General features: G+C 52.9%; 13 protein-coding genes. 9 read left to right on the plus strand and 4 right to left on the minus strand.

Annotation, left to right across the window (positions count from 1 at the left end):
* Positions 1–271 precede the first annotated feature (271 nt).
* Genes FDP25_RS08800 through FDP25_RS08820 form a run of 5 tightly spaced genes read left to right on the plus strand, consistent with a single transcriptional unit; the run spans position 272 to position 8,004 of the window.
* A complete protein-coding gene (locus FDP25_RS08800) occupies positions 272–889 on the plus strand; it encodes a hypothetical protein (RefSeq protein WP_154150885.1) in 618 nt (205 codons plus the stop codon).
* Positions 889–1,932, plus strand: a complete 1,044-nt coding sequence (locus FDP25_RS08805) for a hypothetical protein (protein ID WP_154150887.1) — start codon at positions 889–891, stop codon at positions 1,930–1,932. Before FDP25_RS08800 ends, FDP25_RS08805 begins: the two co-directional genes overlap by 1 nt.
* Positions 1,933–1,979: 47 nt before the next feature.
* Entirely contained in the window at positions 1,980–4,859 is a 2,880-nt protein-coding gene (locus FDP25_RS08810) for a rhamnan synthesis F family protein (protein WP_154150889.1), read from the plus strand.
* Between the two features lie 2 nt (positions 4,860–4,861).
* On the plus strand, positions 4,862–6,049 hold the full coding sequence (locus FDP25_RS08815; RefSeq protein ID WP_154150891.1) for a rhamnosyltransferase WsaF family glycosyltransferase: 1,188 nt from the start codon (positions 4,862–4,864) through the stop codon (positions 6,047–6,049).
* A gap of 59 nt (positions 6,050–6,108) precedes the next feature.
* Positions 6,109–8,004, plus strand: coding sequence for a hypothetical protein (locus FDP25_RS08820; protein WP_154150893.1), 1,896 nt, complete (start codon positions 6,109–6,111; stop codon positions 8,002–8,004).
* Positions 8,005–8,607: 603 nt separating this feature from the next.
* Here FDP25_RS08820 and rfbA read toward each other — a convergent pair.
* Genes rfbA through rfbC form a run of 4 tightly spaced genes read right to left on the minus strand, consistent with a single transcriptional unit; the run spans position 8,608 to position 11,986 of the window.
* Positions 8,608–9,483, minus strand: coding sequence for a glucose-1-phosphate thymidylyltransferase RfbA (gene rfbA / locus FDP25_RS08825; RefSeq protein ID WP_154150895.1), 876 nt, complete (start codon positions 9,481–9,483; stop codon positions 8,608–8,610).
* Positions 9,480–10,343: a dTDP-4-dehydrorhamnose reductase gene (gene rfbD, locus FDP25_RS08830; RefSeq protein ID WP_154150897.1), complete on the minus strand. Its 864-nt coding sequence runs from the start codon at positions 10,341–10,343 to the stop codon at positions 9,480–9,482. The genes rfbA and rfbD overlap by 4 nt, the downstream gene beginning before the upstream one ends.
* Complete coding sequence (gene rfbB / locus FDP25_RS08835) at positions 10,340–11,419, minus strand: dTDP-glucose 4,6-dehydratase (protein WP_154150899.1); 1,080 nt, start codon at positions 11,417–11,419, stop codon at positions 10,340–10,342. Before rfbB ends, rfbD begins: the two co-directional genes overlap by 4 nt.
* A gap of 3 nt (positions 11,420–11,422) precedes the next feature.
* On the minus strand, positions 11,423–11,986 hold the full coding sequence (gene rfbC, locus FDP25_RS08840; RefSeq protein ID WP_343032070.1) for a dTDP-4-dehydrorhamnose 3,5-epimerase: 564 nt from the start codon (positions 11,984–11,986) through the stop codon (positions 11,423–11,425).
* A 193-nt stretch (positions 11,987–12,179) separates the two neighbouring features.
* Between rfbC and FDP25_RS08845 the strand changes: the two genes are divergently transcribed.
* From FDP25_RS08845 to FDP25_RS08860, 4 genes are all read left to right on the plus strand, one after another.
* Positions 12,180–13,214, plus strand: coding sequence for a DUF2793 domain-containing protein (locus FDP25_RS08845; protein WP_154150903.1), 1,035 nt, complete (start codon positions 12,180–12,182; stop codon positions 13,212–13,214).
* Positions 13,215–13,381: 167 nt separating this feature from the next.
* Positions 13,382–14,056, plus strand: coding sequence for a phosphatidylserine decarboxylase (locus FDP25_RS08850; protein ID WP_154150905.1), 675 nt, complete (start codon positions 13,382–13,384; stop codon positions 14,054–14,056).
* Positions 14,057–14,060: 4 nt separating this feature from the next.
* Positions 14,061–14,813 (plus strand): CDP-diacylglycerol--serine O-phosphatidyltransferase, encoded by a 753-nt coding sequence (pssA, locus tag FDP25_RS08855; protein WP_154150907.1) that lies wholly within the window; start codon positions 14,061–14,063, stop codon positions 14,811–14,813.
* Positions 14,814–14,818: 5 nt separating this feature from the next.
* Positions 14,819–15,439, plus strand: coding sequence for a class I SAM-dependent methyltransferase (locus FDP25_RS08860; RefSeq protein ID WP_154150909.1), 621 nt, complete (start codon positions 14,819–14,821; stop codon positions 15,437–15,439).
* The last annotated feature ends 86 nt before the right edge of the window (positions 15,440–15,525 follow it).

Below are 15,525 nucleotides of genomic sequence, written 5' to 3' on the forward strand. Positions count from 1 at the left end.
GCCCCATAACGTATATGCGGCGGATCAAGTTGCGGAGATCAGTGGATAGTCTGAACCCGATTCAGTTTGTGTGTGCTACCCGGCAAAACACAGGTGAGCTCTCTGATAATGCCTGCAACTTCTTACCCACAGCAGCAATATCAGACGATTTACTTAAAACAGTCTCTTACACCTAAAAGTAGTTTACATTATGGAAATTCTACAATTGCATGCACGTGCTGTGGTGTCTAGAAAGCGGCGTCCCCTTCTCGAATAAGAAGCACAGTAGTATATGGTTTTTACAGAACGTATCTCCTTTATTCACCGCAGGTTTGGTGCGTCTTTCAATGTAAACATCGACCATATGATGCATCGGTTTGTCTCTGGATGGATCGTTTGCCGTGGCACAGGGCAAAGCGTGGCTTACGAGCTTAGGGTCAATGGTGAAATCGTCGCTCGAAAACAGCGCGCCGATCTGTTTCGCGTAGATCTTGCCCAACATTTTACCGAACATGAAAAGCATGGCTACCATGTCGAGCTGGATGCGAAAATCACCACCCCAACAGCCGTTGTTGAATTTCTGATGCCACGAAGTGGCAAAGTGATTGCCAGGTTCGGAAAGCAGATCCACACTCAAGGATTGATGTTGCGGTCGCCTTTAAAAGGAAAGTGGCCCAGACGAGCACTTGGGCGGCACAAAAACGTGACAGGTTCAGGGATGTTTCCGAATGAATCAAATACCGGCCTACAGCGTTCTCTACTCCAAGCTGATCTTGGCATTCGGATATTGAATGAGTCCAGAGTTACACGCGTCAGTGAACGGCGCAGACTAAACATCGCGCTGCAAAGACCGGATCGCTCCGTGCACAACGAAAGCAAGCCAAACATGTCAGCAACGGGGGGATCGTGATGAAAAAAACACTCTATATGCACGTAGGAGCTGGTAAGACCGGCACCTCGGTTCTCCAGCAATTCTTTCTTGCAAACCAGAATGCTCTGGCGGAACGCGGATACATTTTCCCGCATCAATGCCAAGTCAACGTCAATCACGGCGTTCAGCATCATCTGCTAGCGGATCTCGGGAGTTACAAGAATCCCTCGGCCATTGACGCTTGGGCAGAGATCGCAGTGGGTTCTCGGCAAACGGCAGTGATAAGTTCGGAACTTTTGCACAATAAGATCAGCACCGGAGAGGGGCCGACATTTTTCCGTCAGTTGCGTGAGTTGTTTGCAGACTGGAATATTCGGGTGGTTTTCTATATCCGTAGGCAAAGCCAATGGCTCCAGAGTGCGTATGCTCAGCATGTCAAGGGCGCACTGGAGGTTCGCAAATATCCCGACTTTGTGGGCCATTACAAGCGCAATCTACCGGACCAGATTATAGAGTTTAGCGAAATCTTTGGCCCAAAAGCAATGGTAGTTCGCCCATTCGAGCGTGCTCAATTTGTTGGCAGCGACATTTGCAAAGACTTCTGTACGGCTATTGATCTTGAGTGGTCTAATGAATTCAAAATTCCAAAGATAAATGCCAACCCGCGCCTTACCCTTGATGCTCTAGAACTTAAGCGGCAATTAAACCATTACTTCGATTCACCAAAAGACATGAAATGCATCCTGGATGCACTTCTGGATTATTCCAAAAGGGAAGACAGTAAAGCAAGTGCTGACGCTTTTCATACGCATGATCTCTTCGATCCGGCAATTCAACTGAAGATCGAACAGGAAAACGCCTCCAAATACGCCCGCATTGCAGGTGAGTTAATGGGGCGCTCCGATGGTGTACTATTCCGCGACGGTTTGGATGCACGGCTAAGCGGCGCCATTGCCGCAGAACAACCCAAATATAAAGTGCCGCAAACGGATGCGGCAACAGCCTTTGTCATCGACCAACTCTTACATCGGATAGATGGATTCGAGAATCGCCTTAAACAATTGAAGGCCAAAATCAAATGAACCGACTTTCCCAATAACTGAAGTACAAATACAAGCCTGAGTTTGAAATGAACAACAAGTCACCAGAACGTCAGATATCGAATAGCCCACTATTTGATCGCACTTGGTATCTAGCAACCTATCAGGATGTGGAGCTTTCAGGGATCGATCCGGTACGCCATTACCTTCACTATGGTGCGAAACTAGGTCGGGATCCGGGGCCCTATTTCAGCACTACATTTTATCTCAAAATGAACCCCGACGTGGCGCAAGCTGGAGTCAATCCACTACTGCATTACGAGCGTTCAGGCCGGCTCGAGCGGCGCCGATATCATCCGTCTCAAGATTTAGAGGTAATATCTGACAAGCCTCTGACAAAAAAGCGCCCAGAAGTTGATGTGGTTATCCCTGTTTACAACGCCCTCTCTGATGTACAGTCCTGCCTCGCTTCGCTGACTTGCGCAGAGACACGTTTTCAATTGCGGGTGCAGGTGGTCAATGACGGCTCTGACGCCACCACCACTGCTTGGTTACGCCGTGCGGTGAACCTGCTGGCGGGTCCACACATATCATTTGAACTGCACGAGCACGAAAGCAACTGTGGTTATACAGTGGCGGTTAATACAGGATTACGCGCATCAAGGGCTGATTACGTTGTTACACTCAACAGTGATACCATTGTCACCTCCGGTTGGCTTGACGGATTGGTACGCTGCCTTGAAAGCGCGCCCGATATTGGAATCGTCGGACCACTATCGAACGCCGCCACTTGGCAGAATGTGCCAGAGCTTTATGATGAGACTGGTAGGCATGCGATCAATATCCTACCCAAAGGCACGACACCTGAGCAAATTGCGCAGTTGGTGCGCAGAGTTAGTATAAAGTGCTACCCACGAACGACTTTCGTCAACGGTTTTTGCTTTTTGATCGCCCGGACAGTGTTAGATGCAGTGGGCTACATGGACGAGGAAGCCTTCCCGACGGGTTACGGAGAAGAAAACGATTTCTGCATCCGAGCAATGGATGCGAAATTCGAGCTTGCCTATGCCGACGATGTTTACGTGTATCACGCCAAATCCAAAAGTTTCGGCTCAGAACGACGCGTCGCGCTTTCCAAAGCTGGCGGTGAGGCACTGCGCCGCAAGCATGGCACGAATAAGATCGCTGACCTAGTCGACAGGGTAAATCAAACTGAAAAGATGGACGCAGTGCGTGATCGATTACGGTCGGCAATGAAAGACACCGCTAACTCCGTTGGCGCGATCGTCACACCTGAGGAAATGCAGCTGCTACCACCAGCAATCCATGCACCTAAAGGCTACGTGGTGACACCCAGTATTGGAGGACCGATGCTTAAATTGCCCTTCCATAACGAGTCTGGGCGAGTGCCAGAGCTTGATTTGGGTATCCACCTGCATCTGCACTATGTTGATCTGGCCGAGGAATTCACGAACTATTTGCGCCACGTACCGGTTCCATTTCACCTCTATGTCTCGGTACCCCTTGACAGCGACGTGAAGGAAATCGAGGAACTATTTACCAAAGTGCTGCCGAAGGCAAAAATTCGAATTGAAGCGTTTGAGAACCGCGGTCGCGATATCGGACCGTTCCTTGCTGGATTCGGCTCGATAATCTCGAAACACGACTATATCTGCCACATCCATTCCAAGCGAAGCCCACACAATTTTGCCAAGAACGATTGGCGGTTACAACTAATGACCAACCTCATGGGCTCACCGTCCGTAGTTGGGGAGGTCTTGAGGCTTTTTGACCAGAATCCCGACTTGGGGATCGTTTTCCCGGAATATCATTGGTCTCTGGCCAATCAAATATCGTGGGGATCCAACTATGCAATTTGCACCGAACTGGCGCACCTTCTCGAGATCGAAATTAGCCCTGTGGTGATGGCACCGTTTCCTGCCGGCTCAATGTTCTGGGCTCGTCGGGCTGCCCTTGCACCTCTCTTTGACCTCGGTTTGTCATTCGAAGACTTTCCTAGTGAAGGCAATCAAGTCGACGGAACACTAGCTCACGCAATTGAACGATTGTTAGGTAATATCGTTGCAGCGACCGGTTACAAACTGCAACAATTGTCCACCGCAAAACCATACGATTTGCAGAGCTATTACACGGTTGCTTGGCCTTATCCGGCGAAGCCAGCCAACGAGCTGAGTAAAGTCGCAGAAACCTATCGAACCGAAAGAAAAAAAGTCCCGGCAAAGGTGGGGCTTCTATGCGCCAATGCTGGTGGGTATGATGCTACAGTAATGCATGAATATCTAGACCCGGCGATTGATTATCATTTGGTGACGGATTTTCCAGCTCCCAATTGTGGTTTTTGGATTCAACATGACATGGCCAAAATTGGCAACCCGACCGGGCGGGCACGTGCTGTAAAGACTGATCCATTACCCTATATCGGAAGCTACGATATTGGTGTTTGGATTGATGCCAATGTTATGATTCGTGGCACATTGGAACAGTATTTCAAGATAGTTGAAGCAAATCCCGACGTTCCGATATTTGGTATTCCGCACCCTCAAAGAAACTGCATCTATGATGAGGCACAGGCCGTGATCGAGCACAAAAAGGCAGACTCTGATAAGGTTCGTGCGCAGATGGCAGTCTATCAAGCGGACGGGTATCCCAAGCGGCATGGGCTAATCGAAACTAATCTCCTAGTTTATAATCTAAAGCATCCTCGCATAGCGGAGATTCTAACAGCTTGGCGCGCCGAGGTAAACGAACGCACCCACCGCGATCAGTTGAGTCTGAATTATGTCTTGTGGAAGCTTGGTTTGCAGTGGATGCCGTTGATGGGCGAAGGGCGCTGCCTGCGCACGAACAATGATTTCGCCTATATCGGACATGGTCGCAACGCAGGGTATTCAACTCCGATACTGCCACCTCACACCGTAAAACCCCGTAATCCGACCAAGGCAGCATAAATATGGCACACCGCGAAGGACTAATGGACCTCGTTACTACAACGACAGGTGATATTGAGGCCAACTTCCGAGCTATTGAAGAGGGGCGGAAACGAGTGATCAAGCAGCCTCAGGTGATCACTTGGTTTCTACCAATTGTAACCCATGCGCTAAAGGGAGGTGTTCGAACCGTATTCGCCTTTTCTGAATATATGTCAGTCAAATATGGCACGTTAAACGTCTTTGTGGTCTATGCTTATAACGGAGTTGATTTCGATTCTGCGTCACTTTCAAATTCATTGCGCGATCATTTCCCAAATCTCAAATTCGTGATACGCAAGTTTCTACATGGAAAGGACCGTGTCGAAGACCTTCCACATTCCGATATCTCGGTTTGTACGCTGTGGACCACAGCGTATATCATGCTACGCTACAATCAAACCGCTCGGAAATTTTATTTCATGCAGGATTTTGAACCGATGTTCTATGCTGGTGGCGATCTGTACATGATGATCGAACAGACTTACCGGCTGGGATATTCCTGCATTGCCAATACCCCTGGTGTCGGCAACAAATATCGCGCCTATAGTTCTGACGTAGTCAGTTTTCTGCCAGGCATCGACGGCAGTGTGTTTTATGCTGATCCCGAGAAGAGTGATCGGATCAACGCTGACGGGATGTGGCAGATTGTGTTCTACGGACGGCCCGGAAATGCTCGGAACGGTTTTTTTCTTGGAGCAGAAACCCTTAAGTCGGTTAAGGACCGGCTTGGTAACAAAGTACGTATCATCTCCGTAGGCGCGGACTGGGCTCCGGCAGAATTCGGGCTTGAGGGGGTTGTCGAAAATCTAGGCTTGCTCAAGCGTATTGAGGAGGTAGCCGATCTTTATCGCAAATCAGATCTAGGGCTGGTGTTTATGGCCACACCGCACCCGTCATACCAACCATTGGAATATATGGCCTGCGGCTGTGTCGTGGCCACCAATCGCAACGAATCTAACAACTGGCTCTTAAATGCCAATAATTCGCTACTGCTAGATCCAATCCCAAGTGTTGCAGCAGACTGCATAGTTAGACTACTGCAATCACCCGATAAGCGCCGCCGCCTAATCGAAAATGGTATCGAAACCGTCAAGGAGCTTAATTGGAGTACCGCTTTCGAAGTGATTGAGACGCGGATGATTTGGAGTGCTCCCTTGGCCGACTCATAAGCGCTTTGGAAAATACATCGTGCCAAACAAACCTAAGAAATGCGACAAGACATAAGCTTATGACTGCTACCCCTAATACAAAAAAAAATAGCCCCGTGAACGCTAAGACAAAGTCCCGTACCAAAACAAAAGAACATCCTCAAACAAAGCGCACCGCCTTGGTGGTTTTAGGGATGCATCGTTCTGGTACTTCGGCATTGGCCGGCACCTTGGGGATACTGGGCGCTGACCTTCCCAAAACCCCAATACCAGCCAGTGGCTCGAACGAGAAAGGCTATTTCGAGTCCCATGTAATCAACGACTTTCACGAAGACCTTTTACATTCGGCCGCATCATGCTGGCAAGACTGGTTGGAAATGCCTCAAGGATGGTTTGAAAGTCCGCGAACCGACGAATTCCGTAAGCGAGCTGCTAGACTTGTCGAAGAAGAATTCGGTGAATCTTCTCTTTTTGTATTGAAAGATCCCCGATCGTGCCGTTTCGTTCAATTCTGGGAAGATGTACTGCTTGGAGAGGGCATAGAACCACACTACGTTCTGATAAACCGGAATCCACTTGAAGTTGCGGCTTCGCTTTTGAGGCGCGACTCGATTGACCAAAATTTGGGGCTACTAATTTGGTTACGGCATGTCCTCGATTCCGAGGCGATGAGCCGGGGACGCAAACGCGTTTTCGTGAACTACACCGGGCTGATCCGGAACTGGGCAAAGGTTGTTGAAACCATCCAGACAAATATTTCCTTGCGATTTCCCCGTATGTCTCTCGGCGTGGCCAATGAAGTTGAGAATTTTTTATCAGCCAAACTACAGCACCATCAGGAAAGCACGGATGAAATCTTACAAAATCCTCTTATAACTAGCTGGGTTAAAGATACTTACGAAATAATGGAGCGCTGGGTTAAATTAGGCGAAGATAGCGCAGATTTTACTTCACTTGATGCCATTCGTGAATCTTTGGGGTCAACTGCTCCGGCCTTTGCGCGACTTGTCCAAGCTGGTTCTGAGAGCGCCAGACAAACAAGAGAGCTTTCTGATGAAAAAAATAAAATTTCAACTCAACTAGCTGATGCCAATACTAGTATCGCAGCATTGACAGAGAAGCTTGAGCAAGCGCAAAATGAGAATGATAAGGTAGAAGCCAAATATATAGAAGCGCATGATGTGCAATCGGAGATGGCTCAACAGTTGGCTGTCCGTCAACAAGAATTGGAATCTCGAAGCGACGAACTGAATTCCATAAAAGCAACTGTTAAAGATCTCCAAAAAAAGCTCACCGAAAGTGACGATGCTTTGCAGCAGAGTCGTCTTGAGGTTGAGGAAAGGGCCCGTGCATTGCAGGAGCTGAAAGAAGCTCGCTCTGCCATTCACGCTGCCCGGGACAAGGAGCTGCAGACTCGCAATGCCGAACTGACTTCTGCGGAGGCACGCGTTGAGCACCTTCAGCATAAGCTGGCAGAGATAAATAGCGCCTTACAGCAGCGTCGTCATGAGGCAGAAGAAAGCGCCCGTGCATTGCAGGAACTGAGAGAGGCTCGCTCTGCCGATCAGGCTGCTCACGAGTCTTTGATGACCACATTGCAAGATGAGTTAAAGCAAGCTCAAAACTCATATGAGAAGGCGGAGGCAGCGAGGGTTTCAGAGGAGAAGATTCACGGGAAGCAAACTGCAAAGCTTAGTGACAAAGTCACTAACCTAGAGTCACAACTGCAAACGAAGACACACGAGTTGGCCGAGATAACCCGAATGCTGTCGGGAGCAGAAGAGAAGTTGAAGATAGTGTTTGATGAGCAATTACAGGAGCGCAATCGTGTAGAAGAAATGGAGGCGGCACTCGACGAGGCACATGATCGAGCCGCGCGGGCAGAGCATAGTGTTATGGAGCTGACGGGTAGTACTTCTTGGAAATTGACGGCCCCCGTACGAACAGTCGCCATTCTCTTGAAGCGTATAACCTGATCCCACTTTTTGTCGCGACTTCACGGAAAGTGCACACCGCTTCGGCATCAGATCAAAGGCGTCATGCGTGGCGCCGCATTTACCGAACACCTCACAACCGCTACCGACACCCGAGCTGCGCCAGCCGGCGTATCACCCAAAGGGCTCCGGTTCCGGCTGGATGATAGTTCAGTGGCAGGCCATCGGAGACGTTGATTGAAGGATAGACGGTCAAGGGTGCGGCTCGGCACCATGATCTGATTCCGAGCACGTCATCGGTTTGGCGTCGCATGGCACGGCACTATGACACATCCTGACCCTGGGGGTGAATATATGCGTGGCGACCAGTCCCGTCGATTTTAGCACCCTTCAAAATAGCATTCTCCAAACACAAAACACATCTGAATCTGATCGGCGCGCGCGCTTCACAGACATACTCTACGCAATCAACAACATCTACTCGTCTTACGAAAGCTGGAACTACTTCAAAGCCGCCGGATATATCCCAGGATATAAAGGTAGGAAGCTTTAGGTCTACTAATGTGCCAATCTTAAATCTATGAATCACCGAGTCATTTCCAATATTAGACGAAAAAACGGTCAGCTATTGACCGTCCATGCAACTCAGCCCTGCAACAGACTCTCAAGATACCGGCCATAGTCATTCTTGGCAAAAACCTTCGCGCGTTCTTCTAGCGCGTCACGGCTGATCCAGCCTTCCTGAAATGCAATCTCATCCGGGCTTCCTGATTGTTGGCCCTGACGCTTCTCAAGCGTACGAACGAAATTACCCGCATCGAGCAGCGAACCATGTGTGCCGGTGTCCAGCCAGGCATAGCCGCGGCCCATGCGCTGCACCTCCAACAGCCCATCCTCCAGGTACATCTCCAGCAAGGTGGTGATCTCAAGCTCGCCGCGCTGTGACGGCGTTACTTTCTTTGCCCGATCTGGCGCAGTTCCATCGAGGAAATAAAGCCCTGTCACCGCATAGTTCGAGGGCGGCACCTCGGGCTTCTCGATAATCTCCGAGGCACGCCCGTCTGCATCGAAGGCCACCACACCATAGCGTTCCGGGTCGGAGACCCGATACCCAAAGACCGTACCGCCGGTTTGCTTGAGACTGGCGGTGCGCAGCACTTCAGAAAGCCCATGCCCGTAAAAGATGTTGTCACCCAGGACCAACGCAGAAGGGGCCCCGGCCAGGAAATCTTCGGCCAACAAGTAGGCCTGCGCCAGACCGTCCGGGCTGGGCTGAACGATATAGCTTAATTCGAGCCCCCATTGATGACCGTCACCAAGGATACGCTTGAACTGATCCTGATCCTGCGGCGTGGTGATGATCGCAATCTCGCGAATCCCGGCGAGCATCAGGACCGACAGCGGATAATAGATCATCGGCTTGTCATAGATCGGCAAAAGCTGTTTCGACACACCCATCGTTATCGGATACAGCCGTGTGCCCGATCCACCAGCCAGAATGATACCTTTTCTGTTACTCATGTACTCAGTGCTCCCAGATCACGTAAAATATCCTTCAACCCGGCCCGCCAATCCGGACGCGGGAGGCCAAAGGTGGCTTCCGTCTGACTATTGTCCAAGCGGCTGTTCAAAGGCCGTTTTGCCGGGGTCGGGTAATCGGACGAAGGGATATCGGTTACGGCGCAATCGGTATCTGACAAACGGAAAATCTCCCGTGCGAAATCGGCCCAGCTGACATCCGGTCCACCCGACAGGTGGTAGATCCCGCTTTTGTCCGGGTTTGCCGCCAACTGACCAGCGGCGGCAAGGCATGTGTCGGCGATATCCGCCGCGCATGTCGGTCCGCCCACTTGATCGGCCACGATGGTCAGGGCGTCACGCTCTGCGCCAAGCCGCAACATGGTTTTAACAAAGTTACCACCATGTGATGACACCACCCAAGAGGTGCGAAAGATCGCATACCGGCCACCAGCTGCGCGCACCTCTTCCTCACCCTTGAGCTTGCTTCGTCCATAAGCGCCCAAGGGGCTGGTGGGATGATCGGGCACAAAGGGTGTTTGCCCGGACCCGTCAAAAACGTAATCGGTCGAAATATGCACGAATGGCAGGTCTCGCTCGGCACACGCACGGGCGATCGCCCCCGGCGTGGTGCCATTGACCACGCGTGCGATGTCCTCCTCTTCTTCCGCCTTGTCGACGGCTGTGTAGGCCACGGCATTGATCACGGCATCCGCGTCGGTTTCGCGCACCAAACGCACACAAGATTCCGGGTCCGCAAAATCGGCCTCGTCACGGCCGCAAACATCCAGCGTGATATCGCCCGCCCTGCGTGCAAGCTCTTGCGCCACCTGCCCGGTTTTTCCGAACACCAAAACTTTCATGCTGTCCCCGCCTTCACGGCCTTGTCGGCGTCGGCCCCGATACGTTCCCCGACCCCGTCACGGTCTTGCAGGGCCCGCCACCAGGTTTCGTTCTCAAGATACCAGCGCACCGTCTTGCGCAAACCCTGTTCCACCGTGACCGAAGGACGCCAGCCAAGTTCAGACGCGATACGAGTGGGATCAATGGCATAGCGGGCATCATGGCCGGGCCGGTCGGCGACAAACTCGATTTGTGTTTCGTATTTCTCGCCATCGGCGCGCGGGCGCATATCGTCCAGAATGGCACAAAGCATCTTGACCAGTTCGAGGTTGGTCAGTTCGTTTTCGCCACCGATATTATAGGAGCGCCCCAATTCACCCTTCTGCAACACGGTCAGAAGAGCATCGGCGTGATCTTCCACGTAAAGCCAATCACGAATGTTATCTCCCCGCCCGTAAATTGGGAGGGGCTTGCCCGAGAGGGCATTCAGGATCGTCACCGGCACCAGCTTCTCGGGGAAATGGAAAGGGCCATAGTTGTTGGAACAATTGGTCATTACAACCGGCAGACCGTAGGTTTCAAACCACGCCCGCACCAGATGATCGCTGGCCGCCTTTGAGGCAGAATAGGGACTGCGTGGGTCATAGGGCGTGTCTTCGGTGAACTGCACCGAGGGGTCCGCGGGAAGCGATCCGAACACCTCGTCGGTCGAGATATGATGGAACCGGAAATGCGCTGGCTTGCCCTGCGCGACCCAGAATTTCCGCGCCGCTTCAAGCATATTGTATGTGCCCGTGATATTGGTCTCGATGAAATCGCCCGGCCCGTCGATCGACCTGTCGACATGGCTCTCGGCGGCAAGATGCATCACCGCATCGGGGGTGTGTTCGGCAAACACCCGGTCTATCTCGGCCCGGTTGCGGATATTGACCTGCTCAAACACATATCCCGGTGTGTTCGAGACGCTTTCGACATTGGCCAAACAGCCCGCATAGGTCAGCGCATCAAGGTTGATGACTTGATGACCGTCATGAATGGCCTGCCGCACTACAGCTGAGCCAATGAACCCCGCACCACCGGTTACCAGAAGCTTCATGGCCTATCCTTCCCAAACAAAGGGGCTGTCGAAATCCTTGAAAAACGGTGCCTTTGCATCTTTATCGCTAAGTGCTGCACTGTCCACATCGAAGCCCCAGTCAATTCCGATCTGCGGGCAATCGAACCGAACCGCGCCGTCGCACTCGGGCGCGTAATAGTCCGAACATTTATAAACGATCTCCGTATCGGGCGCACGGGTAACAAATCCGTGCAAGAACCCCTTGGGCACCAGCAATTGCCGACCGTTCTCAAAGCTCAGCTCGTAACCCACCCATTTCCCATAGGTGGGCGATCCCTTGCGGATATCCACCGCCACATCGAACAACGCACCACGCCCACAACGCACCAACTTGTCCTGAGCATGTGGGGGCGCCTGAAAATGCAAGCCTCGCACGGTACCGGGCTGTACCGACAAAGAGTGATTGTCCTGAACAAAATCGATCGTCACCCCATGCTCGGCCATGCGTGATCGGTTGTAACTTTCCGAGAAAAACCCGCGCGAGTCACCAAACCGGCGGGGCGTGATCAATAAAACCCCCGGTAAAGTTGTTTTTTCAACCTGCAACATAAAAGAGCGCTCCGGTTTCAACTAAATTACTCGTTCTCATGGCCGCTTTAGCGCAATTTCAAACCAAGGAAAAGAAGACAGATCACTGCCGTTTCAGCGTCATGTTACAAGGTGCGCGCGCTGCTTTAAGACATTCGCAAGCAATCAGGGCGGTAATCCAGACGAACAAACCTATTTAACAGAGGTCCCCATGTCTGACATATCCCCCAACTTGCAACTGCCCTTTTTGCAACCCTCCCAAGCGCAAAAACACGTCACGCACAACACCGCACTAGAGCGCCTTGACATCCTGGTGCAGCTCCGCCTTCAAGAGGTCTCGGCCACGACCCCACCCGCTGTACCCGTCGAGGGTCAGATCTTTGCTTTGGGTAGCGGGGCAACCGGGGATTGGGCCGGTCATGATGGCGAACTGGCGATTTATCTCAACGGTGGATGGGACTTCGAGCCTCCCTTGGAAGGTTGGCAGGCGGTTGATCTTTCGACCGGAGCGTTTCTTGTATGGCAAAATGGTGCATGGCAAGCCCCCGCCCTACCGCACGACAACCTTGAGGGGGTTGGCATTGCCACGACATCCGACGCAACCAACCGGCTTGCCTTGGCAAGTCCAGCGGCGCTGTTCTCCCATGCCGGTGCTGGCCATCAACTGAAAATCAACAAGGCCAACGAAACAGAAACCGGGACAGTATTGTTTCAGACAAATTGGTCTGGACGGGCCGAGATGGGTCTTGCCGGAGAGGATGATTGGTCAATCAAGGTCAGTCCCGAAGGCAACGCATGGAAAACGGCACTGCGCGTCGATGCTACCAGCGGCCGCGTCGGTATCGGGCCCGAAGCGGACACCGCCCAGCAACTGAGTGTCACGGCCGATGCCACCGAACCCACTATTCAGGTTCGCAATGCCGGTGGGAACGGCGGCGCAACCTTTCGAATGATCGATGACACCTCCGGCAGTGATTGGAAATTCAAAACCACGGGTGATGGCTCTTTCAAATTACGTGACCATGCCAGCGGATTGGACGTGCTCTATCTTGAAAAGGCAACCCGCGTTTCTGATTTCGTCGGGCCGCTACGCCCGGCCAGCTTCACCGTTGCCACCCTGCCCGATCCGATCGCAGCCGGGGCCGGATCTATGGTTTTCGTCAGTGATGTAAGTGGCGGTGCGGTGCCTGCCTTCTCTGACGGGTCCGAGTGGCGTCGAATGACCGACCGCGCTGTCGTGACCTGATCGATTTTCCCCGCGAAAACGAACATCCAAATCTAATGCCGCGGCCCCAATCACTTTGGATTGGGGCCGCAATGCCATGGGTATGACTTCGGCCTTGCAAACCAATCTCTTTGCAAAGCCCGGGTAATGGCGTATTCCCGCGTGATCCAAGCCAAGCGGGGCCGCCCATGAACATGCTTTCCACCTTCGTCAAACCCATGCACCCGGAGGGCCGCAAGTTCGTGGCCATTTTCGCGGCGATTACCCTTGTCCTGTTCCTGATCTGGGATGTCTTGGGATGGGTCGGTGTCGGCCTGACGATCTGGTGCTACTACTTCTTCCGCGACCCCGAACGGTTCGCCCCCGCGCGCGACGGCCTTGTTCTCAGCCCTGCGGATGGCATCGTTTCCCTGATCGAACCCGCCACGCCCCCTGCGGAACTGGGCCTGCCCGATGCACCGCTGACCCGGGTCAGTGTCTTCATGTCGGTTTTCAATTGCCACGTGAACCGCGCCCCGGTTCCGGGCAAGATCACTGCCATCGCCTATCGTCCGGGCAAGTTTTTCAATGCCTCGCTTGACAAGGCCAGCAAGGACAACGAACGAAACAGTCTCGTGATCCACATGGAGGATGGACAGGACATTGCCGTCGTTCAAATTGCCGGTCTTGTCGCTCGGCGGATTGTCTGTTTCGTCAACAAGGGCGATCATGTACAAGCAGGGGGTAGGTTCGGGCTGATCCGCTTTGGATCACGCCTTGATGTCTACCTGCCCGATGGCGTGAAACCCCTTGTTCGCGTCGGGCAAACCATGATCGCCGGGGAAACGGTGATCGCCGAATTGGCAAAGGATGATCAAGCGTAAGCGCATGTCTGACTACCGCGACAAACCAGAATCCCTCTCTCCTTTTGTGAGGGTTCTGCCCAACGCCGTGACCTTGGCAGCTATTTGCGCAGGACTCACGGCAATGCGCTCCGCCATTCAGGATCATCATACAGCCGCCGTTCTCTTGGTCCTGTTCGCTGCTGTCCTCGACGGACTCGACGGGCGCCTCGCGCGCCGCGTGGGCTGTGATAGCGAACTTGGGGCCGAACTCGACTCTCTCGCCGATGCTATCAACTTTGGTGTGGCCCCGGCGCTGATCCTTTATTTCTGGGCACTCGAAGGCATGGGGGCCTTTGGCTGGAGCACGGTTTTGGTCTTTGCGCTTTGCTGCGTCATACGACTTGCCCGGTTCAATGTCTCATCCCGACAGGATACCTCGGGTGAGTGTAACGTTCATTTCACCGGCGTCCCGGCCCCCGCCGGTGCCTTCCTCGCGCTGGCTCCGATGTTCCTGTCCTTTTCCTTTGCCGACAAACCGGTTTTGCCCGGTGTCGTCATTTGCCTTTACATGCTGTTCATAGGCTTGCTCATGATCAGCCGCATACCGACCGTTTCATTGAAGGCGTTTAAAATCTCACCCGAAAACAAGGCTGTTTTGATCTCGGGTGTCATCCTCCTGATAGTTTCGCTGGTTATGTTTGAGTGGGTAACGCTTGTAGCGATCGCGGCGGTCTATTTGGCCATGGTGATCAAATCCATGCTGACACCCGGATTGCACACCGAAGAAAACGAGTAACGACAATGGATCTCAAGGCGATTGAATCGTCCTATGCCCGGTGGGCGCCGGTATATGATGCGACTTTTGGGCGTATCACCAATGCCGGTCGCCGTCGCGCCGTGTCCCTGATCAACCAAAAACCCGCGACTGTCTTGGAGGTGGGCGTCGGCACCGGCCTCGCGCTGCCGCATTACGCACCGGAATGCCAAGTGACCGGCATCGACTTCAGCGAGGACATGCTGAAAAAGGCCCGTCGCCGCGTCGCTGAACATGATCTGTCTCACGTCACGGCGCTGCGCCCGATGGATGCACGCCACCTCGATTTTCCGGACAACAGTTTCGAGACGGTGGCCGCAATGCATGTGCTTTCCGTCGTGCCGGAACCCGAGCGCGTCATGGCAGAAATCGCCCGCGTCTGTGCGCCGGGTGGGCGGGTGATCATCACCAACCATTTCGTCCGCGAAAAGGGTTTCATGGCCTTCCTTGAAAAGGTCGCCGCGCCCTTTGCCAACGTGCTTGGCTGGCACTCGGATTTCCGGATCGACACTGTCTTGCGGGACGATCTTGACGTGACCCAGAAAAAATCGCTGCCGCCGGTGGGCATGATGACCTTCCTCGTCATGGAAAAGCCGCGCCCGTCCTAAGGGGACATCCTTTCCCCAATTCTTAACGCACACCCTGTTAACCATCGGTCTGCCCACAGGTCTGACCGACGCAATACCGACATTTT

It is taken from the genome of Roseovarius bejariae (genome assembly GCF_009669325.1).
GTDB lineage: Bacteria > Pseudomonadota > Alphaproteobacteria > Rhodobacterales > Rhodobacteraceae > Roseovarius > Roseovarius bejariae.

Coding starts and splice junctions, on each gene's coding strand:
- FDP25_RS08820 (WP_154150893.1), top strand. CDS start 6,109: ATGACTGCTACCCCTAATACAAAAAAAAATAGCCCCGTGAACGCTAAG.
- FDP25_RS08860 (WP_154150909.1), top strand. CDS start 14,819: ATGGATCTCAAGGCGATTGAATCGTCCTATGCCCGGTGGGCGCCGGTA.
- pssA (WP_154150907.1), top strand. CDS start 14,061: ATGTCTGACTACCGCGACAAACCAGAATCCCTCTCTCCTTTTGTGAGG.
- FDP25_RS08805 (WP_154150887.1), top strand. CDS start 889: ATGAAAAAAACACTCTATATGCACGTAGGAGCTGGTAAGACCGGCACC.
- FDP25_RS08810 (WP_154150889.1), top strand. CDS start 1,980: ATGAACAACAAGTCACCAGAACGTCAGATATCGAATAGCCCACTATTT.
- rfbB (WP_154150899.1), bottom strand. CDS start 11,419: ATGAAGCTTCTGGTAACCGGTGGTGCGGGGTTCATTGGCTCAGCTGTA.
- rfbD (WP_154150897.1), bottom strand. CDS start 10,343: ATGAAAGTTTTGGTGTTCGGAAAAACCGGGCAGGTGGCGCAAGAGCTT.
- FDP25_RS08815 (WP_154150891.1), top strand. CDS start 4,862: ATGGCACACCGCGAAGGACTAATGGACCTCGTTACTACAACGACAGGT.
- FDP25_RS08850 (WP_154150905.1), top strand. CDS start 13,382: ATGAACATGCTTTCCACCTTCGTCAAACCCATGCACCCGGAGGGCCGC.
- rfbA (WP_154150895.1), bottom strand. CDS start 9,483: ATGAGTAACAGAAAAGGTATCATTCTGGCTGGTGGATCGGGCACACGG.
- FDP25_RS08800 (WP_154150885.1), top strand. CDS start 272: ATGGTTTTTACAGAACGTATCTCCTTTATTCACCGCAGGTTTGGTGCG.
- FDP25_RS08845 (WP_154150903.1), top strand. CDS start 12,180: ATGTCTGACATATCCCCCAACTTGCAACTGCCCTTTTTGCAACCCTCC.